Annotated in this window: 22 protein-coding genes and 1 pseudogene; 9 read left to right on the top strand and 14 right to left on the bottom strand. The window is 66.9% G+C overall.

The window, feature by feature from the left end; all coding sequences use genetic code 11:
* Positions 1-22 precede the first annotated feature (22 nt).
* The 8 genes from IP90_RS06130 to creB all read right to left on the bottom strand — a co-directional run bounded on the left by IP90_RS06130 (position 23) and on the right by creB (position 7,537).
* Positions 23-1,597 (bottom strand): M20/M25/M40 family metallo-hydrolase, encoded by a 1,575-nt coding sequence (locus IP90_RS06130; protein ID WP_144898757.1) that lies wholly within the window; start codon positions 1,595-1,597, stop codon positions 23-25.
* 161 nt (positions 1,598-1,758) lie between these two features.
* Positions 1,759-2,079 carry a type II toxin-antitoxin system RelE/ParE family toxin gene (locus IP90_RS06125; protein WP_144898756.1) on the bottom strand — a complete coding sequence of 107 codons (321 nt, stop codon included), beginning with the start codon at positions 2,077-2,079 and terminating at the stop codon, positions 1,759-1,761.
* Positions 2,067-2,324 (bottom strand): type II toxin-antitoxin system Phd/YefM family antitoxin, encoded by a 258-nt coding sequence (locus tag IP90_RS06120; RefSeq protein ID WP_144898755.1) that lies wholly within the window; start codon positions 2,322-2,324, stop codon positions 2,067-2,069. Before IP90_RS06120 ends, IP90_RS06125 begins: the two co-directional genes overlap by 13 nt.
* A gap of 52 nt (positions 2,325-2,376) precedes the next feature.
* On the bottom strand, positions 2,377-3,261 hold the full coding sequence (locus IP90_RS06115) for a carbon-nitrogen hydrolase family protein (RefSeq protein WP_144898754.1): 885 nt from the start codon (positions 3,259-3,261) through the stop codon (positions 2,377-2,379).
* Positions 3,258-3,866: a GNAT family N-acetyltransferase gene (locus IP90_RS06110; RefSeq protein WP_144898753.1), complete on the bottom strand. Its 609-nt coding sequence runs from the start codon at positions 3,864-3,866 to the stop codon at positions 3,258-3,260. The genes IP90_RS06115 and IP90_RS06110 overlap by 4 nt, the downstream gene beginning before the upstream one ends.
* Positions 3,867-3,935: 69 nt before the next feature.
* The gene (creD, locus tag IP90_RS06105; protein WP_144898752.1) at positions 3,936-5,246 is read right to left on the bottom strand and encodes a cell envelope integrity protein CreD; all 1,311 of its coding nucleotides are present in this window, start codon (positions 5,244-5,246) and stop codon (positions 3,936-3,938) included.
* A 173-nt stretch (positions 5,247-5,419) separates the two neighbouring features.
* Positions 5,420-6,856 carry a two-component system sensor histidine kinase CreC gene (creC, locus tag IP90_RS06100; RefSeq protein ID WP_144898751.1) on the bottom strand — a complete coding sequence of 479 codons (1,437 nt, stop codon included), beginning with the start codon at positions 6,854-6,856 and terminating at the stop codon, positions 5,420-5,422.
* The gene (gene creB / locus IP90_RS06095) at positions 6,857-7,537 is read right to left on the bottom strand and encodes a two-component system response regulator CreB (protein WP_144898750.1); all 681 of its coding nucleotides are present in this window, start codon (positions 7,535-7,537) and stop codon (positions 6,857-6,859) included. It lies immediately after the preceding gene.
* 31 nt (positions 7,538-7,568) lie between these two features.
* Here creB and IP90_RS06090 point away from each other — a divergent pair, with 31 nt between their 5' ends.
* Positions 7,569-8,426, top strand: a complete 858-nt coding sequence (locus IP90_RS06090; protein ID WP_144898749.1) for a 23S rRNA (adenine(2030)-N(6))-methyltransferase RlmJ — start codon at positions 7,569-7,571, stop codon at positions 8,424-8,426.
* Positions 8,427-8,566: 140 nt separating this feature from the next.
* Positions 8,567-9,490 carry a DUF808 domain-containing protein gene (locus IP90_RS06085; RefSeq protein ID WP_144898748.1) on the top strand — a complete coding sequence of 308 codons (924 nt, stop codon included), beginning with the start codon at positions 8,567-8,569 and terminating at the stop codon, positions 9,488-9,490.
* Between the two features lie 56 nt (positions 9,491-9,546).
* On the opposite strand, the gene IP90_RS06080 is transcribed toward IP90_RS06085, so the two are convergent.
* Positions 9,547-9,891, bottom strand: a complete 345-nt coding sequence (locus tag IP90_RS06080) for an MmcQ/YjbR family DNA-binding protein (protein WP_144898747.1) — start codon at positions 9,889-9,891, stop codon at positions 9,547-9,549.
* A gap of 42 nt (positions 9,892-9,933) precedes the next feature.
* Between IP90_RS06080 and IP90_RS06075 the strand changes: the two genes are divergently transcribed.
* From IP90_RS06075 to aqpZ, 7 genes are all read left to right on the top strand, one after another.
* Complete coding sequence (locus IP90_RS06075) at positions 9,934-10,470, top strand: GNAT family N-acetyltransferase (protein ID WP_144898746.1); 537 nt, start codon at positions 9,934-9,936, stop codon at positions 10,468-10,470.
* Between the two features lie 211 nt (positions 10,471-10,681).
* On the top strand, positions 10,682-14,248 hold the full coding sequence (mfd, locus tag IP90_RS06070; RefSeq protein ID WP_144898745.1) for a transcription-repair coupling factor: 3,567 nt from the start codon (positions 10,682-10,684) through the stop codon (positions 14,246-14,248).
* The gene (gene nfi, locus IP90_RS06065; RefSeq protein ID WP_144898744.1) at positions 14,248-14,943 is read left to right on the top strand and encodes a deoxyribonuclease V; all 696 of its coding nucleotides are present in this window, start codon (positions 14,248-14,250) and stop codon (positions 14,941-14,943) included. Before mfd ends, nfi begins: the two co-directional genes overlap by 1 nt.
* 73 nt (positions 14,944-15,016) lie before the next feature.
* Positions 15,017-15,442 (top strand): hypothetical protein, encoded by a 426-nt coding sequence (locus tag IP90_RS06060; RefSeq protein ID WP_144898743.1) that lies wholly within the window; start codon positions 15,017-15,019, stop codon positions 15,440-15,442.
* Positions 15,443-16,364: 922 nt separating this feature from the next.
* Positions 16,365-17,228 (top strand): pirin family protein, encoded by an 864-nt coding sequence (locus tag IP90_RS06055; protein WP_144898742.1) that lies wholly within the window; start codon positions 16,365-16,367, stop codon positions 17,226-17,228.
* Between the two features lie 78 nt (positions 17,229-17,306).
* On the top strand, positions 17,307-17,744 hold the full coding sequence (locus IP90_RS06050; RefSeq protein WP_144898741.1) for a hypothetical protein: 438 nt from the start codon (positions 17,307-17,309) through the stop codon (positions 17,742-17,744).
* Positions 17,745-17,982: 238 nt separating this feature from the next.
* Positions 17,983-18,720, top strand: a complete 738-nt coding sequence (gene aqpZ, locus IP90_RS06045) for an aquaporin Z (RefSeq protein WP_144898740.1) — start codon at positions 17,983-17,985, stop codon at positions 18,718-18,720.
* 68 nt (positions 18,721-18,788) lie between these two features.
* Here the strand turns inward: aqpZ and IP90_RS06040 are convergent, their stop codons facing one another.
* The 5 genes and pseudogenes from IP90_RS06040 to IP90_RS05995 form a co-directional block, all read right to left on the bottom strand.
* A complete protein-coding gene (locus tag IP90_RS06040) occupies positions 18,789-19,502 on the bottom strand; it encodes a hypothetical protein (protein WP_144898739.1) in 714 nt (237 codons plus the stop codon).
* A gap of 268 nt (positions 19,503-19,770) precedes the next feature.
* Positions 19,771-20,643 (bottom strand): ankyrin repeat domain-containing protein, encoded by an 873-nt coding sequence (locus tag IP90_RS06035; protein WP_144898738.1) that lies wholly within the window; start codon positions 20,641-20,643, stop codon positions 19,771-19,773.
* Between the two features lie 103 nt (positions 20,644-20,746).
* Positions 20,747-21,604 (bottom strand): pirin family protein, encoded by an 858-nt coding sequence (locus IP90_RS06030; RefSeq protein WP_144898737.1) that lies wholly within the window; start codon positions 21,602-21,604, stop codon positions 20,747-20,749.
* A gap of 149 nt (positions 21,605-21,753) precedes the next feature.
* The gene (locus IP90_RS16605; protein WP_158635288.1) at positions 21,754-24,366 is read right to left on the bottom strand and encodes a YadA family autotransporter adhesin; all 2,613 of its coding nucleotides are present in this window, start codon (positions 24,364-24,366) and stop codon (positions 21,754-21,756) included.
* Positions 24,260-25,413 (bottom strand): annotated as a pseudogene (locus IP90_RS05995) (hypothetical protein); the annotation flags it as partial. The gene IP90_RS16605 and the pseudogene IP90_RS05995, both read right to left, overlap by 107 nt.

The following is a 25,413-nucleotide window of genomic DNA, read 5'->3' as shown; positions in this document are numbered from 1 at the left end:
GCTGGTTGCAGCGGTAGCGTGCTCAGTCTTCCAGCAGCGGCTTGCGCGGCAGCTTCTGTTCGCGCATCGCGGCGTGATAGGCGAAGGATGCGATCACCGCCGCCGCCTGCTTCAGGTCTTCCGGCGCCGCGTGATCGTAGGTATCCAGGTCGCTGTGGTGCACGTTGCTGAAATAGTCCAGCCCATCCTGCACGAACTGGAAACCCGGCAGGCCAACGCGGTCGAACGGGATGTGGTCGGTGCTGCCGGTGTTGCGGTTGGTGACGACGGTCGCGCCGATGTCGTTGAAGGGCGCCATCCAGGCTTCGAAGATCGGCATCGCAGCGAGGTTTTCCTGCGCATAGATGCCGCGGATGCGGCCGGAACCATTATCCAGGTTGAAGTAGGCGGCGAACTTGTCGTAGTCGCTCTTGCGCTGCAGCGGGCCGGTGCGCTCGCGCATCGAGCGCGGCAGCTTCTTCTGCTCGGGATCGGTGGTGGCCGGATAGTCGGCCAGGTGCTTGGCGACATAGGCGGAGGAGCCGATCAGGCCCTGCTCCTCGCCGCTCCACAGCGCCACGCGGATCGTGCGGTGCGGTTTGGCGCCGACCGCCTTGAGGATGCGCATGGCCTCCATCATCACCGCCACGCCCGCGGCGTTGTCGGCCGCGCCGGTGCCGGCGTGCCAGGAATCCATGTGCGCGCCGATCATCACCACTTCGTCGGCCTTGCCGTTGCCGCGGATCTCGGCAAGCGTGTTGTAGCCGGGATCATTGCTTTCGCTGGTGAAACCGGCGTCGACATCGATGCGCAGGCGCACCGGCTGCTTGCGATCCAGCGCGCGCAGCAGCGGGTTGTAGTGCTCGGCCGCGACCGCCAGTTCCGGCACGCCGACCGGTTCGCCCGCACGTCGCGAGCCGCCACCACCGACGCGAACCACGCCGTTGTCCCAGCCGCTGATGCTCAGCGCGGCGATCGCGCCCTCGTCGACCAGGAAACGATTGATCGCCTGCGACAGCTCCTGTCGTTCGAGGTACTTGTCGGCGCGCTCCTTGCGCTCATCCGGCTTGGCGTCCTTGGGCACGGTGAAGGCGAGCAGGTCGGTCAGGCCGGCCTCGTCGTAACGTTTGGAGTCGGGATCGGTGCCCGGCTTGTACTCGCGCGCCTCGCTCAGCAGCACGACTTTGCCTTTCAGTTTGCCCTTGTACTTGTCGAGGTCGGCCTTGGTCTTGAAGTTGACCGCGATCGCCTCGCCTTCGACCGGCCCATCGGTACCCGGCGTCCAGGCCTTGGGCACGGCGCGTAGCGACATCGCGCGCGGCGCCAGCATCTCAACGCTGGCGGAGCGGAACGCCCAGCCACGGCCGAAATCGTCGAACGCCTCGTCGCGCACGTTGCTCAGGCCCCACTCACCGAACTTCGAGCGTGCCCAGGCATTGGCCTGCGCCATTGATGGCGAATTGGTCAGTCGCGGACCGATTTCCTCGGTCAGGTGGCCGAACGTGGCCATGACCTGCGAACGATGGAGTGCCTCCTGGCGGATGCGGCTGACCATGTCCAGGTCCACCGGTTCTTTCGCCTGCGCCACGCCGGCAACGGCCAAGCACAGTACCGCCATACACCCCTTGATCACGCTTGTCTCCCCGGGACCCTGCCCGATTGCACAAACCATCGAGTCTAGGCCGTGGAGATCGCGGTGCCGCAGGCCATCAGTCATGCCTGGCCGGAGCTAGGCGTCCTGCCGCAAGCTGCGTGACCGGCCCGGCCGCCGGCCGATAGTCAGGTCTTCGGCCGTCTGGCCCGAGACGCAAGCCGTTCTTTGCGCAACAGCCGCTCGGAGCGCAGGACATGCAGGATGAAACCCCTGTTGCCGTCATGGCGATAGAAAACACGGCACGGCGGCTCGACGATCTGCCGATAACGGGACCGCTTGAGCTCCGACGGCCGGCTGCCGCTTTCGGGATGCTCGGCCAGTTGCTCCACGTGACTGAAGACACGCCTGACCAGTTCGGAAGCCGCCGCAGGATCTTCGAGTGCGATGTAGTCGGCGATCGCGTCCAGATCGCTCAGGGCCGGCTCCGACCAGACTATTTCAGCCATCGGGAGAGGCGTGATTTCGCTTGCGCGTGGGAGACCACCCGGCCTTCGGCCACCGCCTGCTCGCCGCGGGCAATTCCTTCAAGCACGGCCAAGCGCCGCTGCATGAGTTCATAACTCTCCACGTCCACCAGATAGGCGCTGGCCAGTCCGTGCTGAGTGATGAGGATGGGCTCTTTGTCGCGTTCGACATCCGAGATGAGTTCGGTAGCTTGGCGCTTGAGCGTTGTGACGAGTTCGGTACGCATGAAGTGACACTAAAGTATCACTCACCAACATGCAGCCGTGCATTAGTTCACGTCAATCGAGGGCTTCATAGCGGGCACGCCGCAGCGCCGGCAGGTGTTGGCCGGCCCAGTCGCGATCGTTCGCCACCTGCGCATTCGCGCGGCTGGCTTCGAGCGCTTCGAAATCCAGGTCGGCGATCGCCCAGACCTGTTCGCCCCGGGTCTGCGCAAGGATGCCGTCGGCCGGCAGCCCGACGTCCATCGGTGCGTAGATCGCGGCGTCGCCAGTGTTCACGTCCAAGGCAGGACTCCATGGCGCCGCGCCGGCCGTCACCGCTTTCGCGACGAAACAGCGGTTTTCCAGCGCACGCGCCAGGCAACCCACGTGCACCCGGGTCGCGCCGGCCGGCGTGTCGGTACAGCTCGGCGCGAACAGCAGGCGTGCGCCGGCTTCGCATTGCGCGCGCACCGGCAGCGGGAACTCGATGTCGTAACAGACCGCAATACCACTGCGCTGGCTGCCGAAGCCGAACACCTTGAGCGCATCGCCGGCATCGATGCAGCCGGCCCTCTTCTCGAAGCCGGTCAGCTGCAGCTTGTCCTGCCAGGCATGGCCGCCATCCGGGGCGAAGACATATGCGCGGTTGCGATAGCGGCCATCGTCCAGCGCCAGCAGGAAGGTGCCGGCGACCACGTGCATGCCGGTGTCGTGGGCGATGCCGCCGAACAGCGCCAGCCAGTCGCCTTGATGGCGCTGGATCGCGGCAAGCGAGGCGTGCAGGTCACCGCGAACACGCTCCTCGAAAGTCGCGCCGAGTTCCAGCGACAGGTATTCGGGCAGTACCACCACCTGTGCACCGCCGTTGGCGGCGTCGTACAGCAGCCGCTGCTGCTTGGCCGCGAACGCCGCGAAATCGTGCGGCATGTCGATCGGGTACTTGGCGACGGCGACTTTCATCCGGCTTCCTGCTCAAGCGGACGCAACGAGAAGGTGAGCGAATGCTCCACATCGCCGACGCCGATTTCCTTCCAGTCCAGGTGCATGGCCATGCCCGGCTGCTTCGCATAGCCGCGCCGGACCCAGAAGGTTTCATTGTCGCGATGATGAGTCGGCCGGCGCGGATCGCCAGCGGCGCGATCGACGGCGCAGAACGCGGTCCAGCGGAAGCGGCCGAGCGACCGGGCATGCGCTTCGCGCTGGTCGAAGAAGGCGTTGCCGATGCCGCGGCCACGGTAGGCCGGCAACAACACCGATTCGCCGCAATAGAACACCTCGGCGACTGGAATCCCACGCGCAACGAACGGAGTCTGGAAGGCGGGCGTGTCGTCGGCCAACGGCAGCCCAGTGGATGCGCCGACGACCTCGTCGCCGTCGAAAGCCAGCACGAACACGCTGTCGGGCGACGCGGCGTAGGCAGCCAGGTAATCGCGCTCGTAGGACAGATCGCCGTCGTACAGATAGGGCCAGTCGCGGAACACTGCGATGCGCAGCCGGGCCACGTCATCCAGGTGGCGGGCGATTCCGGCGCCACGGAAACAGGCAATGGCAGGGGCGGCATCCATGCCGCCACTCTACCGTCGTCCGCAGGCCGGGGCGACGCCCCGGCGATTGCATGCCGGATGCGGCACCGACTATCGCAGCGACGATCCCAGTTCGTACCAGTCGACCTTGCGCGTCACCCACATGATCGCGGCCAGGATGCCGAACAGCAGCAGCGAACCCATCAGCAGCGCATTGTTTTCCGAGATCAGCAAGCCGTAGAGCACGGCGTACAGCAGGGTCAGCATGGTCGCGAAACCCAGCCCGCGTCGCCAACTGCGCAGCACGTGGCTCAGGTACATGGCCTGCAGTCCGATGCATGCGGCCGCCGATACCAGATAGGCCTGCCAGAACGGGATGTGCTCCGACAGGCTGAACAGCAGCAGGAAGAAGATCGCCAGCGCCAGCCCGACCAGCAGGTACTGCAGCGGATGGATCGGCAGACGCTTGATGAGCTCGAACATCGCGAAACCGACGAAGGTCAGCACGATGAAAAGAATGCCGTACTCGCTGGCACGCTCGGCCTTGGAATAGACGTTGACCGGATCGACCAGGTTCACCTGCAGGCTGTCCAGCGCCTTGTCGCCGATGAGCCCCGCGCCCGCCTTCAACTGTCCCTGCGCATCACTGGCCAGCGACGAGATGTCCCAGTGCGCCTTGAAGCCGTCGCTGCTGATTTCGCGCGTGCGCGGCGGAAAGCGCCCGCCGAACAAAGGATGCGGCCACGCCGACTGCAGCGAGATGCGATTGCTGTCGGCCACCGGCGCGATGGCCAGCGACTCGGTGCCAGTCAGGGCGAGATCGATCTGCACGTCGCGCGCGATGGCCATTTCCGGCAGACGCGCGTGCACGCCGCCGAAACGGCCACTGGCGTCCAGCGTGCCGGGCGCGAAGCGCAGCGGCCGGCCATCGACTTTCAATTCCGGCGTGCCAACCAGGCCGCGCACGTCCTGGATCGCCAGGATCAGGTAGGGCACGCCGTAACGGCGGGCACCGTTATCCTGCGGCAGCGCCGCGTCGAACTGCGCCTGCAGCCGCGCACGCCACTCGTAGACGCGTACTTCGTGCATGCCCAGCCGGCGCGTATCGGGCACCAGGTTGCCGTCGATGACCAGCGATCGCGGCGCCTGCAGGGCATAACCGGTAGTGGTCTCGGTCTTCTTCTGCGGACGATTGAAAGCATCGACCGTGTCGACCTCGCGCGTTTCCGACCACGGCACCACGCGCAAGGGACCGACCAGGTTCTGCGCGCCCGCGGTGGTCTGCGCGATGCGCTGCACCGCCTGGTTGCGGAACATCTGGCGCTCCTGGATGGTGCCGCGGATCATCGCCAGCGGTATCAGCAGCAACAGCACCAGGCCACCAACGGTGATGAAGCGGAACAACAGACGCATGTTTCTCATGGCGCAGCTCCCTGTATGGACTGCGCCAGCGTGCAGGGCGGCCATGAGGCCACGACGGGGCGAGTTTGAAGCCAGCGTGAAGCCGACTCATGAACGGAACTCGACGGCGCACTGTAGCGTGCGCTGCGCGCATGATGCCTGCCTGTGGACGCTGATCGTGCGCTCAGCGCACGCTACACGGCAGGCAGCCGCAACTCGGCCTGGGCTCCGCCGCCCTCGCGCGGTACCAGCCTGACATTGCCGCCGTGCAGTCCGGCCACCTCGCGCACGAAGGTCAGACCCAGACCGGTGCTGCGCCCGCCGTTGGGCCGCGGCAGCGAGTAGAAGCGTTCGAACACCCGCTCCTGCGCGAACTCCGGCACGCCCGGCCCGCGGTCGCCGACCTGCAGCACCGCGTCGCGCTCGTCGCGCGACCATCGGACCTCGATGCCCGATCCACGCGGCGCGAAATCGATCGCGTTGTCGAGCAGGTTGCGCAAGGCCTGCCGCAGCAGGAAGCGATCGCCTACGACGACCACCGGCCTCGCGGGAGCCGATACCGACACGTCGACCTCGCCCTGCAGAAGCCGCGGACGCAGGGCTTCGACCGCTTCATCGACCAGTTCGGACACGTCGATGCGCTCGCGCTGGTCGAGCCCGTTCCGATGTTCGACCGCCGCCAGCGCCAGCAGCTTCTCGATCATCTCGTTGAGGCGCTCGCTTTGCCCCTGCACGTTGGCAGCGAAACGCGCGCGCTCGGCTTCCGGCAGGGGTTCCTGCAGCAGTTCTGCAGCGGCGCGGATCGCCGCCAGCGGGCTTTTCATCTCGTGGGTCAGCGTCTGCACGTACTGCTCGACGTACTGCTTGCCTTCCAGCTCGCGGCGCATGGTTTCCAGCGCGCGGCCGAGATCACCGATCTCGTCGCGGCGCGGCGGCGGCGGCGGCACACGCTCGCCACTGCTCACGGCCTGCGCATAGCGGTTGAGGCGGCCGATGCCGCGCACCAGCCACCAGGTCATCACCAGTCCGATCAGCGCCGACAGGCCCAGCAACCAGCCGCCACCGCGCAGGATGTTGCGCTGGCTGCGTGCGATCACCGGCTCCATGGTGCGGTTGGCCTTGGCTACCGTCAGCACGCCGATGATCCGGTCTTCGTCGTCGACGTCGAGGATCGGCGCGGCGACGTGCATCACCGTGTTCTTGCGGTCGCCCGGCACCTCACCGCTGGAACGCGCGCCGTACTGGCCGCGCAGGGTGCGATAGACGTCGTTCCAGCGCGAATAGTCCTTGCCCACGGCTTCGTCCTGCGAGTCGTAGACGACGATGCCGCGCGCATCGGTGACCAGGATGCGGTAGTCGAGGCGATCCTTGCGCGTACCCCAGATGTCGGCGCCAAGACGACGGCGCTCGGCCGCCGCGATGTCGCGCGCGAACGCGCCATCGGCGATGCGGCCGGCCTTCATGTCCGCCGCGGCGAGCGCGGCGAGTACGTTGGCGGTATCGGCCAGATTGGCCTCCATCGCCTGGCGCACGCCGGGCTTGACCTCGTCGACGAACACGCGCATCACGAAGAACGCGGCGACGCCGACGATCAGGAAGAAACCGAGGAACAGGCGCAGCCCCAGTTTCATTCACACCTCGATCGAATAGCCGACACCGCGATGGGTGCGGATCGGATCGCGTTCGGCGCCGGCCTCGCGCAGCTTGTGGCGCAGCGTCTTGACGTGGGTGTCGACGGTTCGGTCGGCGCTGTCGCTGTCGTCATCCCAGGCACGATCGAGCAGTTGCGCGCGGCTCAGGATCGCGCCGGGTCGGCGCAACAGTTCGGCCAATAGTGCGTATTCGTAGCGGGTCAGATCGAGCGCGCGGCCCGCGTAGCGGATGCGGCGGCCTTCGCGGTCGATCTCGAAATCGCCGCGCTTCCGGCTGTTCTCCGCCGGCACATGCCGCCGCAGGCGTGCGCGGACGCGGGCGACCAGCTCGCGCGGCGAGAATGGTTTTGCGACATAGTCGTCGGCACCCAGTTCGAGGCCGAGCACGCGGTCGATCTCGTCGTTGCGCGCGGTAAGGAAGATCACCGGCAGGTCGCTGAAGCCGCGCAGCTGGCGGCATACGTCGAAGCCGCTGATGTCGGGCAGGCCGACGTCGAGCAGCAGCAGGTCGACGCCGCCGGCGCGCAGGCGTGGGGCGACTTCGCCGCCAAGCAGGCAGTGTTCGACCACGAAACCCTCGCTGCGCAACGCGTAGAGCACCGCATCGGCGATCGCCGTTTCGTCTTCGGCCAGCAGTATCGTCTGGGAATGGGCCACCATGCCGGCAGCATAGCGGCTGTAGACTCCTGCGATGAATTACCGACACGCCTTCCATGCCGGCAACCACGCCGACGTGCTCAAGCACGTCGCCCTGCTGGCGATCTGTGACGCCCTGACCGCCAAACCGACGCCGCTGTTCGCACTGGACACGCATGCCGGCCGCGGCCTGTACCGGCTGAAATCGAGTTCAGCGCAACGCACCGGCGAGGCCGAAGCGGGCATCGGCCGGCTGCTGGCTGCGCCACCGAAAGACCCGGCGATCGCGCGTTACCTGAAAGCGGTCCGCGCCTGCCGCAGCGCGCTCGGCCACGACGCCTACCCCGGATCGCCCTGGCTGCTGGCGCACGCGCTGCGCGAGCAGGACCGCATCGCCTGCTGCGAACTGCAGCCGATCGAAGCGGCAGCGCTCAAGGCGAATTTCACTGGCGATGGCCGTGTCGCCGTCCACGCCAGCGACGGCTATGCGGCGATGAAGGCCTTGCTGCCGCCCAAGATCGGCGCAACGAAACTCGGTCGCGGACTGGTGCTGATCGACCCGCCCTACGAAGCGCAACTGGACGAATTCGAGACCGCCGTGGGCGCGCTGCGCGACGGGCTGCAGCGCTGGCCGGAGGGCGTGTTCGCGCTGTGGTACCCGATCAAGCTGCGCCGGACCTTGCGGCCGTTCCACCGCAAGGCCGCAAACCTGCCGGCGAGATCGGCGCTGGCGGTTGAATTGCTGGTGCGTGCCGACGACTCGCCGCTACGCATGAACGGTAGCGGCCTGCTGCTGCTCAACGCACCGTGGCAGATCGATGCGGTGCTGGGCCATGCCTTGCAGGCCCTGCTTGGCGCGCTCGACGACGGCGGCGGTTCGAGCCACCTCGAATGGTTGCGGATGCCGACTTGACGCTTCGTAGAGCGGAGCTTGCCCCGCTCTACAAGTCGACCTGGGTTGCCAGTTGTTTGTTCATCCATCTTGTCCGTGCCAAAAAAGCTCATCGCATGAAGCTGTGACAGAATCCGCTTTCCCAGGACTCGCGAATCCTCATGCCTTCCGCCTTCCTCGCCCTTTTCGACGACATCGCCACGCTGCTCGACGACGTCTCGGTGATGACCAAGGTCGCCACCAAAAAGACCGCCGGCGTGCTGGGCGATGACCTGGCGCTCAACGCGCAGCAGGTGTCCGGCATCAACGCCGACCGCGAACTGCCGGTGGTGTGGGCGGTGGCCAAGGGCTCGTTCGTCAACAAGGCGATACTGGTGCCCGCGGCACTGGTCGTCAGCGCCATTGCGCCCTGGGCGGTGACGCCGCTGATGATGATCGGTGGCGCCTACCTGTGCTACGAGGGCGTGGAGAAACTCGCCCACAAGTTCCAGCGCAGCAAGGCCGAGGATGCGCAGCATCACGCCGAACTGGTGCAGGCAGTGCAGGACGAGCAGGTCGACATCGTCGCGTTCGAGAAGCGCAAGATCAAAGGCGCGATCCGCACCGATTTCATCCTTTCGGCGGAGATCATCGTGATTTCGCTGGGCACCGTGGCCGCGGCACCGTTCATGCAGCGCCTGGGAGTGCTGGTGGCGATCGCGCTGATCATGACGGTGGGCGTGTACGGCCTGGTTGGCGGCATCGTCAAGCTCGACGACCTGGGCCTGCTGCTCACCCGCGACCCGCGCGGCAACGCGATCAAGCGCGGCATCGGCCGCATGATCCTGGCCGGCGCGCCGTGGCTGATGAAGTTCCTGTCCATCGCCGGCACCGCGGCCATGTTCCTGGTCGGCGGCGGCATCCTCGTACATGGCTTCCCGGCGCTGCACCATTTCATCGAGCCTTATGCCGAACAGGCCTGGGGCTGGCTGACCAGCAACCTGTTCAACGTCGTGGTAGGCATCGTCGCCGGCGCGGTGGTACTGGCGGTGGTGTCGGCCATCGGCCGCCTGCGCAAACCAGGACGCGCCGCGTCCGCGGGCTGAGTACAAAGGGCGGCCACAGTTGCCTGGCTAGCCGGCACGGCTGCACTGATCGCCTTCTAGTCGGCGAATTCGCGCTGCAGCTTCCTGCTCAACCTGCCACGCACCAGTTCGTAGCTGCGGCGGATCGCGACGCGGACCTCGGCGTCCGGCAAGGCGTCGGGGACGGCCAGGCTGACCCAGTGCCAGCGCGCCAGGAACGGCGCCGGCACTACCCCCGGACGATCGGTGTACTCGAGGAAGCGCTCCGCCTCCACTCTGAAGGCCAGGCCACCGGCAGCGGCGACGCGCATGGCGCAGAACATCTTGCCGCCGACCGAGAACACCAGTACCCCGCTCCACTTCACATCCTCACTGACGCCCGGCCAGGCGGAAACGAGGCGGCGTACGGCGGCGATCTTCACCCGTAGAGCATAGCTTCACTTTCACCATGCCAGCATCTGCGCATGAGTCCTCGCAACCGCCTGCCGCCGTGGCACGAGCATCTGCGCTTGCCCAACGGCCGTGAAGTGCTGATCCGACCGATCCGGCCAGACGATGCCGGTCCGCTTCGTGCCGCGTTCCCGCTGCTGCAGCCGGACGAGGTCCGGCAACGCTTCCTGTTCGCGATGAAGGAACTCGGCACGGAGCAGGCCCAGCAGTTGACCCGCCCCGACCCGCGCAGCGAATTCGCACTGGTCGTGGCGGAGCCATTGCCGCCCGGCGAAGCGCTGGTCGGGGCGGTCGCGCGCGCATCGACCATCCCCGGCAGCCGCGAGGCGGAGTTCGCGATCCTGGTCAGCCACTACATCGCCGGCATGGGCCTGGGCCGGCAGCTGATGCGCCGGCTGGTGCGCTGGGCCAAGGGCAAGAAGCTGGAGCGCCTGTACGGCGAGGTGCTGGAGCACAACCAGCCGATGCTGCAGCTGGCGCAGTCGCTGGGCTTCCGCCGCGAGTCCGCCAATGCGCCGGGCCTGGTGCGGGTCGTGCTTGACCTGCACTGATCTGAGTTGCCGGCCCGGCCAGTGGCACAGGCTGTCGGCGACTGGGCACCGCGATTTCCGCCCTGAGGCACAACACCGCGGTGCCGCGAGCTGACCCAGCGATGCCGGTGTCGCTGCCGCACAACGGTCCGGCCCGGGACGCACCCGCTAGACTGTGCCTCCCGCGCTGGGCGCAACCGCGTCCGGCGCTGCCGTCGTTTTCCGCGTGCCGATGACCAACGAACCAAAAATCATCTCCTTTCCGACTCCACCCCTGCCCAAGGCCGGCCAGCAACGCGCCTGGTGGCGCGCGCCAGCCTCCGCCTCCGCGCTGGCGTGGGCCATCGCCCGCGCCGCTGATGTGCATTGCGGACCGCTGCTGGTGGTGGCTCGCGACAACCACGGCGCGCACCAGATCGAGTCCGACCTGCGCACGCTGCTCGGCGATGCCGCGACCGCCACGCCGATCCTGCATTTCCCGGACTGGGAAACCCTGCCCTACGACCAGTTCAGCCCGCACCCGGACATCGTCTCGCAGCGCCTGGCCGCATTGCACCGGTTGCCGACGCTGAAGCGTGGCATCGTGGTGGTGCCGGTGCAGACGCTGATGCAGCGCCTGCCGCCGCTGCGTTACGTGGTCGGCAACACCTTCGATGTCCGCGTCGGCCAGCAACTGGACCTGGATGCCGAAAAGCGCCGCCTCGAATCGGCCGGCTATCGCAACGTGCCGCAGGTGCTCGACCCCGGCGACTTCGCCGTGCGCGGCGGCCTGCTCGATGTCTATCCGATGGGCGCCGACGAGCCGTATCGCGTCGAGCTGTTCGACGATGTCATCGACTCGATCCGTGCCTTCGATCCGGAATCGCAACGCTCGCTGGACAAGACCGATGCGGTACAGCTGCTGCCCGGACGCGAAGTTCCGCTCGACGACGCCGGTACCCAGCGCGCGATGGACACGCTGCGCGACCGCTTCGACATCGACACGCGCCGCAGCGCGCTGTACCAGGACCTGAAGGCCGGCTTGGCGCCGGCCGGTGTCGAGTATTACCTGCCACTGTTCTTCGATCGCACGGCGACGCTGTTCGACTACCTCGGCGAATCCACCCTGCCGGTGATCGCCGATGGCGCCTTCGCCGCTTCCGAGCAGTTCTGGAAGCAGACCAGCGAACGCTACGAACAGCGTCGCCACGACATCGAACGCCCGTTGCTGGCGCCCGACGAGCTGTATCTGCCGCCGGACAGCCTGCGCGAGCGCCTCAACCAGTCCGAGCGCGTCGAAGTCTGCGGCGCGGAACATGCGCGCCGCGAACAGGCACTCCCTCTGGGCGACCAGCCGGCACCGGACCTGCCGCTGGCGGCCAAGGATGCGCAACCGGCTGCAGCGCTGAAGTCGTTCCTGTCGACGTATCCCGGACGCGTACTGATCGCGGCGGATACGGCGGGGCGTCGCGAGGCGCTGCTGGAAGTGCTGCAGGCGGCGGGCCTGTCGCCGGATGTGCTGCCGGATTTCCAGGCTTTTGCTTTAGGCCGTCATCCCGGCGAAAGCCGGGACCCAGCTCTCCCTGCGCGTACAAGCGACACCGAAGCGCTGGATCCCGGCTTTCGCCGGGATGACGGGCTGAAAGAATTCGCGATTGCCGTCGCCCCGCTCGACAACGGCTTCGCCCTCGACGAACCGGCGATCGCGATCCTCACCGAACGCCAGCTGTTTCCCGAGCGCGCCGCGCAACCGCGCCGCCGCAAGCGTGCCGGCCGCGAACCGGAAGCGATCATCCGCGATCTCGGCGAGCTGTCCGAAGGCGCGCCGATCGTGCACGAGGACCATGGCGTCGGACGCTATCGCGGCCTGGTCACGCTGGAGGCCGGCGGCCAGCCTGGCGAATACCTGGACATCGAATACGCCAAGGGCGACCGCCTGTACGTGCCGGTCGCGCAACTGCACCTGATCAGCCGCTACTCCGGCGCTTCGGCCGAGACCGCGCCGCTGCATTCGCTCGGCGGGGAAGCCTGGACCAAGGCCAAGAAGAAGGCCGCCGAGAAGGTACGCGACGTGGCCGCGGAACTGCTCGAGATCCAGGCCAAGCGCCAGGCCCGCGCCGGACTCGCGCTGGAAGTGGACCGCGCGATGTACGAGCCTTTCGCGGCGACTTTCCCGTTCGAGGAGACGCCGGACCAGCACGCCGCGATCGAAGCGGTGATCCGCGACCTGTCCAGTTCGCAGCCCATGGATCGCGTGGTCTGCGGCGATGTCGGCTTCGGCAAGACCGAAGTCGCCGTGCGCGCCGCCTTCGTCGCCGCCAGCGCCGGCAAGCAGGTTGCGGTGCTGGTGCCGACCACACTGCTGGCCGAGCAGCACTATCGCAACTTCGCAGACCGCTTCGCCGACTGGCCGTTGAAAGTGGAAGTGCTGTCGCGCTTCAAGTCCAAGAAGGAGATCGAAGCCGAACTGGTGCGCGTGGCCGAAGGCAAGGTCGACGTAATCGTCGGTACGCACCGGTTGCTGCAGCCGGACGTGAAGTTCAAGGACCTGGGCCTGGTGATCGTCGACGAGGAACAGCGTTTCGGCGTGCGCCAGAAGGAAGCGCTGAAGGCGCTGCGCGCCAACGTGCACCTGCTGACGCTGACCGCGACGCCGATCCCGCGTACGCTGAACATGGCGATGGCCGGGCTGCGCGACCTCGCCATCATCGCCACGCCACCGGCGCATCGCCTGGCCGTGCAGACCTTCGTGGTGCCGTGGGACGACGGCCAGCTGCGCGAGGCCTTCCAGCGCGAACTGGCGCGCGGTGGCCAGGTGTACTTCCTGCACAACGATGTCGAGAGCATCGGCCGCATGCAGCGCGAACTGCAGGAACTGGTGCCGGAAGCGCGGATCGGCATCGCCCATGGCCAGATGCCGGAACGCGAGCTGGAACGGGTGATGCTCGACTTCCACAAGCAGCGCTTCAACGTGCTGCTGTGCTCGACCATCATCGAATCCGGCATCGACATCCCCAATGCCAACACCATCATCATCAACCGCGCCGACAAGTTCGGCCTCGCGCAGCTGCACCAGTTGCGTGGCCGCGTCGGCCGCTCGCACCATCGCGCCTACGCCTACCTGGTGATTCCCGACCAGCGCTCGATCACCGCCGATGCGCGCAAGCGGCTGGATGCGATCGCGGCGATGGACGAACTCGGCGCCGGCTTCACCCTCGCCACGCACGACCTGGAAATCCGCGGCGCCGGCGAACTGCTGGGCGAGGACCAGAGCGGGCAGATGGCCGAGGTCGGCTTCAGCCTGTACACGGAACTGCTGGAGCGCGCGGTGCGTTCGATCAAGCGCGGCGAACTCCCCGACATCGACGGCGTGCGCACGCATGGTGCCGACATCGAACTGCACGTCCCTGCCCTGATCCCCGACGATTACCTGCCAGACGTGCATGCGCGCCTGACCTTGTACAAGCGCATCAGTTCCGCGCGCGATGCCGAGGAACTGCGCGAACTTCAGGTCGAGATGATCGACCGCTTCGGGCTGCTGCCCGACGCCGCGAAGTACCTGTTCGCAATCGCCGAACTGAAGCTGCAGGCGACGCAGATGGGCCTGCGCAAGATCGACCTCGGCGAGAACGGCGGACGCGTGCATTTCGAGAGCAAGCCGAACATCGACCCGATGGCGGTGATCCGCCTGATCCAGGGCCAGCCGAAGTCGTACCAGATGGACGGGCCCGACAAACTGCGGGTCAAGCTCGACCTGCCCGATGCGGCGACGCGTTTCAACGCCGCGCGCGGCCTGTTGACCACCTTGAAGGCCGCCTGATGACCACGATCGCCATCGATTCGTCGGCCGTGCCTGCGTGGGACGGCGATGTCGCCCGCGCGCGCGACGTGCAGGTCGAACTGGCCGGACGCGTTTCGCTGCGCGACGGCTTCGACAAATCGCTGCGCACGATCGCCGGTTTCGATGTCGGCTTCGAGGAGGATGGCGCGATCACCCGCGCCGCGGCCGTGCTGCTGGACGCACGCACGATGCAGCCACTGGAATCCCACGTCGCGCGCATCGACACGGTGATGCCCTACATCCCCGGGTTGCTGTCGTTCCGCGAATTGCCGGCGCTGCTGCGCGCGTTGACGCTGCTGGGCACCACGCCCGACATGGTGTTCGTCGACGGCCACGGCATCGCGCATCCGCGCCGGCTCGGCATCGCCGCGCATTTCGGCGTCGCCACCGGGCTGCCGAGCATCGGCGTCGCCAAGAAGATCCTGGTCGGCACCGCGTCCGAACCGCATCAGGTACGCGGCGCGTACGTGCCGCTGCGGCACAAGGGTGAGCAGATCGGCTGGCTGCTGCGCAGCAAGCCCAAATGCAATCCGCTGATCGTATCGCCGGGCCATCGCGTGGCGATGGCGTCCGCCGCCGACCTGGTGATGCGGTACGTCACCACCTACCGGCTGCCGGAACCGACCCGCCTTGCCGACCGGCTGGCCTCGCGGCGCGACGCCGGCAAGGCCTGAGTCTGCGCGCCGGTTCACGGCACGCTGGGGTGGCAGCGGATAGGCTCGGGACCAGTCCACGCAGGAGCGCCCGATGCCCGCCACCCGTCGCCTCAGCCCTCTTCTCCTCGCCGGCGCCTTCGCCGCACTCACCCTCGGTTGCAGCGCGACGCCAGCCGCCGCAGGCGGGAGCGAAGCCGGCCTGCGCAGCGTCGACGCGAACCAGGAGTTCACCATGTCTCCGGGCGACAGCGTCGCCCTGCCCGACCGCAGCACGCTGCGCTACGTCGGCGTGAAGTCGGATTCGCGGTGCCGCCCCGACGTGCGCTGCGTCTGGGCCGGCGACGCGGAAGTGACGTTCGAATGGACCGCGGCCGGCGCGGCCGCGCAATCGTTCGAACTGCATACGGGGTTTGCCGACAAGCGCAGTCGGGCGTTGGGTGGGGACAGCATCAAGCTGGTTTCGCTGGCGCGGGGCGAGAAACCGGAGGCGCGGCTGCGGTTCGGGACTGCGCCGTGAATCGTTGGCGCCACGGCCGGGTATTGGGGCTTTTGTAGGGCGAACTTGCTACTACTTTGCCTTTCTGCCGTCGTCCCCGTGTCCTTCGACAAGCTCAGGATGGGCGGGACTTAGCGGCTTTGCTGCTCTTGCTCGTCATCCCGGCGTAAGCCGGGATCCAGTGACTTTGATCTTGCTTTTGGTGTTGCGACGCATTTGCCGACCTTTCAGGTCGGAGTTTCCGCCTGCTGCCGCAGTCGGGTTACTTTCTCTTGAAGGGCCAAGAGAAAGTAACCAAAGAGAAGGCCCTTCCCCGACAAAGCTCCCGTTGCGATTGGTAGTCCTCGGGGATTTTCCGACTCGCCATCCATGGCTCGGTCGGAAAACGGCGGCCATCCATGGCCGCCGCCCTCCGGGTCTATGGGGTCACGCGGATCCTTGATGGTCCGCGTCAAGAGCCAACACCAACTGCAGCAGCCAAAGCCAAAGCCAAAGCCAAAGCCATCGTCAGGCTGTGAAGGACAACCAAACACTGCAATCAAATTTCAGGCGAGAACAAGAACTCCGGCAGCAACTAAAGCAGCCCCACATCAGCACCCATCGAGTGCAACGTCTGTCACCCCGGCTTCGGGCCCTTTCTTTGGTTACTTTCTTTGGGCCAGCAAAGAAAGTGACCCGCACGCGGTAGCGGGCGGAACAGCCGACCCGCAGGGTCGGGAACTTGCGTTGTTGCCACCGATCGCCCATCCGCTCCTTACCGCAAACTGCAGAGCTTCCGCCGCTATGCGTGCGGGCTATATTCTCTTGAAGGGCGCACCTGCGCGCGCTCCTGACGCACCGCAATGGCCGTGGAACCGGCAGCAGAAAGCATCGTTGCGCGATCTCCATGGCGACAAGGCCGCTGCGGTGCCATGCTTCCGGAAGACCTGTATTCGGAGCTTCCATGACCACGATCATCGCCCCCCGCATCCACGACCTTGGCGGCTTCCAGGTCCGTCGTGCGGTGCCTACGCTGCAGGCACGTTCGGTGGGTCCATTCGTATTCGTCGACCAGATGGGGCCGGCCGTGTTCGAGCCTGGCCGCGGCATCGACGTGCGCCCGCATCCCCACATCGGGCTGGCCACCGTGACGTTTCTTTGGGCCGGCACCATCACCCATCGCGACACGCTGGGATCGTTGCAGGACATCACGCCCGGTGACGTCAACTGGATGACCGCAGGCCGCGGCATCGCCCATTCCGAACGCACGCCGCCGCGCGTGCGCGAGCAGCCGGCCGAAACGCACGGCATGCAGACCTGGGTGGCGCTTCCGAAGCCGGACGAGGAAACCGCGCCGGAATTCCATCATCATCCTGCCGCGACGCTGCCGCAGCTGCAGCGCGACGGCAGCCTGCTGCGCGTGATCGCCGGACGCGGCTTCGGCATGGAATCGCCAGTGCGCGTGTTCGCCGACACCTTCAACGTCGCCATCGACCTGCAGCCCGATGCCGAGATCGCGATCGACGACAGCCACGTCGAGCGCGCGTTGTACCTGCTCGATGGCGACGCGCAACTCGACGGCGCCGACATCCCGCGGCAGCACCTGGTCGTGCTCGATCGTGGCACGCAACCTGTATTGCGGGCCAGGACGCCGGTCAAGGCGATGCTGCTCGGTGGCGAACCGCTCGATGCGCATCGCCATGTGTGGTGGAACTTCGTGTCCAGCTCGAAGGAGCGCATCGAGCAGGCCAAGCAGGACTGGCTCGACGGCCGCTTCGGCACCATCCCGGGCGATGACCGCGAGTTCATCCCCCTGCCCGAGCGCTGAGACGACCGGATTTGCGGTGGCGCCCCGGGTTGTTTATGGTCGGGGCTGCGGTACGGGGCCGCAAATCAGGGGAAAACCATGAAGACGCTGATATCACTGGCGTTGCTGCTGGGATTCACCAGTGCCGCGCACGCCCAGGAAGCGGGGCCGTGCCCGCAGCTTCCCGGCAGCCAGTTGAGCTGGGAACAACGCAGTTATGGCGACTCGATACTGTGTCGCGCGATCCGCAGCGATGGCAGCGAGGCGTTCGGGGTGTCGATCGCCAACGAGGAACCCTATGAATTGCGGCGCAGCAATCGTCGCGGACAAGGCTCGGTCAACGGACAGGGCGTGTACTGGCACGAAGGCGAGCTGGCCGCGCGGCCGGGCATGCTGGTCCGCGAAACCATGTTCGAACTGGCCAACGGCCGCAACGTGCACGTCTGGATCCATGCCGATTCCGACGCACAACTGCGTGAAACGACGGGCATCGTGCAAGGCCTGCATTTCGATCCGGATCGGCTCAGCAGCAAATAGCAGCGGATGGCGGGATCTGCTTGTCGTTTTCATCGCTGACGTGAAAGAACGGCAGGTCCCTCACTCGTGACGGTTTTCTGCGTACGCGCCGGTACCGCAGGCACACGCGCAGGCAGTCGCCCGAACCAGCCTCGGTTCGAGCTTCGAGGCCTCCACCTGCTCGCGCTCACACCGCCTTAACCACGCTGGTCTAGCGTTTGCCCGTGGCCGGGCGGCCGGCCTGCAACGGGGAGGACATATGCTCAAGCGACTCGGCGCCGAGTTTCTCGGCACGTTCTGGCTGGTGTTGGGTGGTTGCGGCAGCGCGGTACTGGCGGCGAATTTCGGCGGCGACGGCAATCCGCTCGGCATTGGTTTCGTCGGCGTCGCGCTCGCCTTCGGCCTGACGGTGCTGACCGGCGCCTACGCGTTCGGACACATCTCCGGCGGACACTTCAATCCGGCGGTGAGTTTCGGCCTCTGGGCTGGCGGACGCTTTCCGCTGAAAGACCTGGTGCCCTATGTGGTGGCGCAGGTGCTCGGCGCGATCCTGGCCGGCTGGATCCTGTTCCAGATCGCCAGCGGTCAACCCGGGTTCGTGATCGACCCTACGGCCGCCGGCGCATTCGCCAGCAACGGTTTCGGCGCGCTGTCACCGGGCGGCTATTCGGTCGCAGCGGCGTTCCTGTGCGAAGTCGTGCTGACCGCGATGTTCCTGGTCGTGATCATGGGCGCGACCCACCGGCTCGCGCCTGCCGGCTTCGCGCCAATCGCGATCGGCCTGGCGTTGACCCTGATCCACCTGATCAGCATTCCGGTCACCAATACCTCGGTGAACCCGGCGCGCTCGACCGGCGTGGCGTTCTTCGCCGGCTCGCAGGCGGTGGCGCAACTGTGGCTGTTCTGGCTGGCGCCGATACTCGGCGGCCTGCTGGGTGGCGTGATCTATCGCTGGCTGGGCGACGAGCGACGGGTGACCGTCACCAGCAACCCGTAGGTTCAGAACGGCATGCGAAAAGGCCATGCAATCCGCGTGGCCTTTCTTTTCACTCCAACACATCCCGGCTACTGGGCCCGCAGCGGCGTGATCTCGCAGCCGCGCCACTGCCAGGCCGCGCTTTGCGTGCGCACCGCCTTGAATTCGATCCAGCCGCGCCCGCCGTCCCGCACCGGCGCCGACACGAAGCTGACCAGGCCGGAGTTGGCGGCGGTACGTGCACCTTCCGCGGTCTGGCCGAAGCCGGTATGGCTCAGCTCGAACTCGGAAGCACCTGCGATCGCACAATCCACCAGATAGCGATAGCCCGCCTGCACCGGGAACACCAGGCCGAATCGCCCGTAAGCCCGCGCGCCAGGATCGTGCGCGAGTTCGATCTGCTGCATCGCGCTGGTGATGCTGGTGGCGTGCGACGCGTACCACTGACGTCCAGCACCCGGCGTTTGCGACGGTTCCAACCGGAACGGCGTGCCGAGATCGCTGGCCTGCGGCTGTGCGGCCAGCGCCTCCGGTGGCAGCTGCTTCAATTTGATCGCGGCCGGCCGGTAACGGACGGTCACCGCCGGTTGCTGCAGCAGCCGGCTGATGTTCGCCGGCAGCACGGCGGTGGTCTGGCCGCGTCGCTCCTGTGCGCCGCGCTTCTCGCCGATGACGCCCTTTTCACCGACCACGCCTTTTTCGCCCACTACACCCTTTTCACCGACGATGGCGTCCTGCGCCGAGGCGGCCATACCCGCCACCAGCAACCCAATCGCCAGCCCACCCACGACCTGCGTCTTCATTGTGCGTTTCCCGTCTGGCCGCCGAAGAGGCGGCATTGGGACATCCGCAGAATGGCGCAGGCGACTGCCACACCCATCCGGCGCATGACGCCTTCGACTCATGAGCCCTTCGCTCCTGGTCCGCATTCCGGTCACTCCACCTCGGTGAACCTGGCGCGTTCCGGCCGGCGTGGCGCTGTTCTTCGACTGGTGTCGCAGCTGGCTACTCCGCGACAGGAAAAAAAAAGCGAGGCTTTCTCGTCCGGCTTCGCTTCGTGAATTGCCGCGCTCAATGAACGACCGCGCCACGCTCGACGAGAAAATCGATCACCGGCTGGTTGCTGCCATATCCCGCCCAGCGCAGCGGCGTCTGCTTGCCCCGGCAGGCCTTGTTGATGTCCGCACCCTGGTCAAGCAGGTACGCGACCATGTCCACGGTGCCGTCCTGTGCCAAGTAATGCAGCGGCGTGCAGCCGTCGCTGTCGGCCTGGTCGACATCCACGCCATGCTCCACCAGGTACCGCACCACGTCGATCTTTTCGGTCAACGCAGCCGGCAAGATGGATTGCGCGACTTGCTGCTGCGGGGCTTTTCCGCTTTCCACGAAGCCCTTGAGCGTCTGCAGATTGCCCAAACGCGCGGCCATGCCTATCGCTTCGGCATTCTCGCCTTCTTCGAACGAAGCGCCCGCCTCCAATAGCAGCCGCGCCAACGCGGCATCGTTCCGGTACGCGGCATGAAACAGGGTCTCGTCGCCCGGCTGCCCGCGGTACTCGAGCAACAGGGATGCCGCCCCGGTCGCGCCTTCCCGCACTGCTTCGTCGAGCGCATGCTGCAGTTCGCTCGCTGGATAGCGCGTGTCGCGCGGATGCCTTTCCAGCACGACGCGCAGCCCATGGTTGCGGGTCTTCGCCAGATGCAACAACAACGCCTTGAAAGCGGCGTCGCCGGTGTCGCGGAAAAATCCCGCTTCCTCGAACAGGTACGCGCCATCGTCCTGCGCCCGGCGCGTCGAGTTTTCGAGCCCGACGATGTCGAACGACACTTCGCGCCGTTCCAGCTCACGCAGCGCGAGCTCCCGATTGCGTTCCCCGAGAGGAGGCTGGCTGCTGCATCCGGCCAGCACGCACAGGCCTGCGCACAACAGGTGGAGCGTCTTCATCGCGCCTCGAACGTGCCCAGCGGGACCGGAATCCTCGCCGGATCGTGGGCCGGACGCAACGCAGGCGGTGGTCCGCACGACATTCGCCGTGCGGACCGGGACGTCAGAACCTGCCTTCCTGGAAATCGACGAAGGCCTGCATCAGTTCCTGGCGGGTGTTCATCACGAACGGCCCATGGCGTGCCACCGGCTCGCGCAACGGCCTGCCGGCCACCAGGATCAGACGCGCATCCGCCGCGCCGGCCTTCAGGACCAGCAGGTCACCGCCGCCGAGCACGCCGAGTTCGTGCGTGGCCAGAACGCGCGCTTCATCGCCTTCGCCGACGCTCGCGTCACCTTCGTACAGATAGACGAAAGCGTTGTGGCCGGGTGGCAGCGCGTACTGCCAGGCGGCACCGGCATCCAGCGCGATGTCGAGGTAGAGCGGCGCCGTGGCAGGCTGGTCGATCGGACCGCGCACGCCGTCGACGTCGCCGGCGATCACCTTTACCGACACGCCCGGTGCAGGCGACGCCACCGGAATCTGCGCCGGCGCGAACTCCTGGTAGCGCGGGTCGGTCATCTTCTCCTTCGCCGGCAGGTTCACCCACAGCTGGAAACCGCGCATGCGACCGGATTCCTGCTCGGGCATCTCCGAATGCACCAGGCCGCGGCCGGCGGTCATCCACTGCACGCTGCCGGGCACCAGCAGGCCTTCGTTGCCGTGGTTGTCCTTGTGGCGCATGCGGCCATCGAGCATGTAGGTGACAGTCTCGAAGCCGCGATGCGGATGCTCCGGAAAACCGGCGATGTAGTCCTCGGCACGATCGGTGCCGAATTCGTCGAGCAGCAGGAACGGGTCCAGCTCCGGCAGCGCCTGGCCGCCGATCACGCGGGTCAGCTTGACGCCGGCGCCATCGGACGTGGCCTGGCCACGCACGGTACGGGCGACGCGGGCATGTTGATGGGTAACAGTGTTCATCGGGCCCTCCCGGGCTGGCTTCTGCTTGCCGGGAAATATCGGGGCAGGCGTGTACCGCGCCAGCATCGCCGATGGAACGATCCATCACGGATGCCACCGTATCGCATCCGGCCAGGACTCCGGCACGGATGCCGGAGTCCCTGGATGCCTTACCAACCGATGCCGATGCCGGCGCCGGCCGACTGCTCGGAACCGCTGAATGCAGCGCCCAGCGACAGCGATACATTCTTCTTCAGGCTGCGCTGGTAACCCACCGACAACGCGTTGTGGCCTTCCGACCAGCCGGTGCCGACCGCCACGCGGTTGATGGTCTGGATGTTGGCCGCGCTGCTGGCCATGTGCACCATCGCCGCGTTCATCGCACCCTGGCGGTTGATGCGCTTGTCCATGGTCCTGAACTCTTCGTTCACCTCGTTGCGCAGGGTGTTGATCTCCTGCATCGGGATCTGCACCACCTGGTTGAAGCGTTCGTCGGTGTAGCTGTTGGCCGCGGTCAGCGTGTTGCTCGCCTGCTGGCGCATCTGCGAGACATTGACCGCGTCCGTGTCGGCGGTACCGGCGGCGACGTTGGCGACCTGGCGTTCGCTGCCGGCCGCACCCACCGAAACGGTATTGGTGCGATCGGCGACCGAGTTGGCGCCCAGTGCGACGCTATTGGCCGCGGTGGCCTGCGCGTTGCTGCCCGCCGCGGTCGAGTTGCTGCCGCTGGACGTGGCTGGCGGCGTGCCATTGGCCGTGAACTGCGGACTGCTGCCGCCACCGCCTCCGCCGACCTCGATATTGGTGACACGGCCATCGAGGTTCGCCAGGGCATCGCCGACGTTGTTGTAGGTGTTGCCGCCGACGATGAAAGCAGGCGCGCTGACCGTGCCGTCGGGATTGACCACCGCGCCGCCGCCGAAAGCGGTAGCGATGCTCTGGTTGCCCGCGAACAGCTGGCTGCCGTTGACCGCCTCATTGCTGCCGGCGTTCACCGCGCCCGCCGCAACATCGACGATCTTGTTCGGCCCGCTGCCCTGGTGGCTGGCACTGAACGCGCCGTTGCCGCCATCGGCGGCGGCATCCCACAACAGCGCGTCACCGACCGTGTCCGCCACTGCCTCCAGTTGCGACACGTTTACCGCGTCCGTTGCCGCGGTACCGGCGGCGACATTGGTGATCTGCCGCTCACTGCCGGCACCGCCGACGGAAACGGCATTGGCCCGATCCGCCACCGAGTTGGCACCGATCGCCACCGCATTGGCCGCAGTCACGCTGCTACCGGCACCGAACGCGGAGGCGCCGGTGGCACCTGCCGCGATCGAACTGTTGGCACCGACGGCCGTACCCTGGTCGGCCTCGACCCGCGCATTGCCGCCAACCGCGGTGTCATCCTGGCCTGCCGCGAAACTGCCCGCTCCCACGGCCGTGCTGTTGGCGCCGACGGCCTGTGACAGGCGTCCTGCCGCTACCGAATCGGTCCCCGTGGCTACCGCGTTGTCGCTGCCATCGGCAGGCCCTGTTGCCTGGTAGTACGGCGAGGCTTCGGCGACCACGTCGTCGATCGCGTCGTTCAACTGGGTCAGGTTGACCGCATCGTTGCCGGCGACGCCTGCGGCGACGTTGGAGATCGTCGTGCCACTGGCACCACCGAGCGTGATCTGCGCACGCGATGCGTCGACATAGGTCACCGCGGGATTGGTCACTGCGCCGGCCGCGTCGAGCGTGAAGCCTGCTGATTGCAACTGGCCGACGTTGGCCGCATTGGTCGTGATCGTGCCGGCCGCGACGTTGACGATCCTGCGCTCGCTGCCGACATCGCCCACCGAGACCGTGTCGGCTTCGCTGGCCACCGAGTTGGCACCGATCGCCACCGCGTTGCTGCCTGCGGTGACCGAGGCACCATCCGTGCCGTCGTTCGCACCATCAGCCTGGAAGTAGGCCAGGTTACCCGCCACCGCGGTGAGCTGGCCGACATTCACGGCATCCGTCGTCGCCACGCCGGCCGCCACGTTGGAGATCGTCGTGCCACTCGCACCGCCCAAGGTGATCTGCGCACGCGAAGCGTCGGTGTAGGTCACGGCCGGATTGGTCACTGCGCCGGCCGCGTCGAGCGTGAAACCTGCGGACGTGAGTTGTCCGACGTTGGCGGCGTTGGTCGTTGCCGTGCCGGCTGCCACGTTGGTGATCCGGCGTTCCGCGCCGGCGGCACCGATCGAAACCGTGTTGTCCTCGTCGGCCACCGTGTTGGCACCGATCGCCACCGCGTTCGTGCCGGTGACTTCGGCGTCATCCGTACCATTGTTCAGACCATCGGCCTGGAAGTAGGCCAGGTCCGCCGTGGCGGTGGTGAGCTGGCTCACATTCACTGCATCGCTATCCGCCACGCCGTCCGCGACATTGGAGATCGTCGTGCCGCTGGCACCGCCCAAGCTGATCGTGCCGAGTCCGGTATCGGTATAGGTCACTGCCGGATTGGTCACTACGCCGGCGGCGTCGAGCGTGAAGCCCGCGGACGTGAGTTGGCTGACATTGACGGCGTTGGTCGTTGCCGTGCCGGCCGCCACGTTGGTAATCCGGCGCTCCGCGCCGGCAGCGCCGACCGAGACCGTGTTGTCTTCGTCGGCCACCGTATTGGCACCGATCGCGACCGCATTCGTACCGGTGACTTCGGCGTCATCCGTACCATTGTTCAGACCATCGGCCTGGAAGTAGGCCAGGTCCGCCGTGGCGGTGCTGAGCTGGCTGACGTTGACCGCATCGGTCGCCGCCGGCGGCCACATTGGAAATCGTCGTGCCGCCAGGCGCCAGGGTGATCTGTGCGCGAGTCGTGTCGACATAGGTCACCGCCGGATTGGTCACCGTGCCCACCGCATCCAGGGTGAATCCGGCCGACTGTAACTGGCCGACGTTGACCGCGTTGGTCGTGGCAGTGCCTGCCGCGACATTGACGATCCTGCGCTCGCTGCCGACATCACCCACCGACACCGTGTCGGCCTCGCTGGCCACCGAGTTGGCGCCGATCGCAACCGAGTTGGTCCCCGCAACGACCGACGCGTCGTCCGTGTCGTTATTCAGGCCGTCCGCCTTGAAGTAACGCACGCTGTCGTCCACGACACTGCTGAGCTGGCTGACGTTGACCGCATCGGTCGGATCAACGCCTGCGGCCAGGTTGACCATCCGCCGCTGTGTCGTGGTCGTGCCAACCGAGACGGTGTCCGCTTGATCGGCCACCGACCCGGCGCCGAGCGCCACCGCGTTGGCGGCCGTCACGCTGCTGTTGGCGCCGAGCGCCGTGCCTTGGTTGGCTTCGACCACCACGTTGCTGCCTACCGCGGTGCCGTTGATAGCAATGACGCTGCTCTGCGAACCCACCACGGTGCCATTGGTCGCAGCTGCCGGTGCGAAACTGAGCGAACCGAGCACCGTGGAAAAATCACCCACGGCCCCCGTGTTGTTTCCTATGGACACGGCCGAATTACCCGAATCGGTGCCCGACACCGTCGTCGCCCCCCTGCCCACGGCCACCGCGTTCTGGGCGGCTTGCGCCTCCCGCCCCAGTGCCGTGCCGCTGACTGCGGCATTCGCTGCGGAGCCAATCGCCGTACCGTGGCCGGCCACCGCTGTCGTCGCATTCGCGCCCACCGCCACCGACTCGGATCCCGGGGCCGAAGCGAAGCTGCCCGCGGCGACCGTATTGACGCCGCTGGCGACGGCGTCATCGCCCGTGGCACCGCTGCCGTTGGCCTGGAAGTAGCGGATGCCCTCGGCCACCGTCGCGTCGAGTTGGGCCAGGTTGACCGCATCGGTGTCCGCCGTGCCGGCGGCGA

Origin of the sequence: Luteimonas cucumeris (assembly GCF_007830035.1) — a bacterium.
Classification (GTDB): domain Bacteria; phylum Pseudomonadota; class Gammaproteobacteria; order Xanthomonadales; family Xanthomonadaceae; genus Luteimonas_C; species Luteimonas_C cucumeris.
Note: the sequence above shows the minus strand (reverse complement) of the source record. Positions and strands in the feature narration are given on the sequence as shown.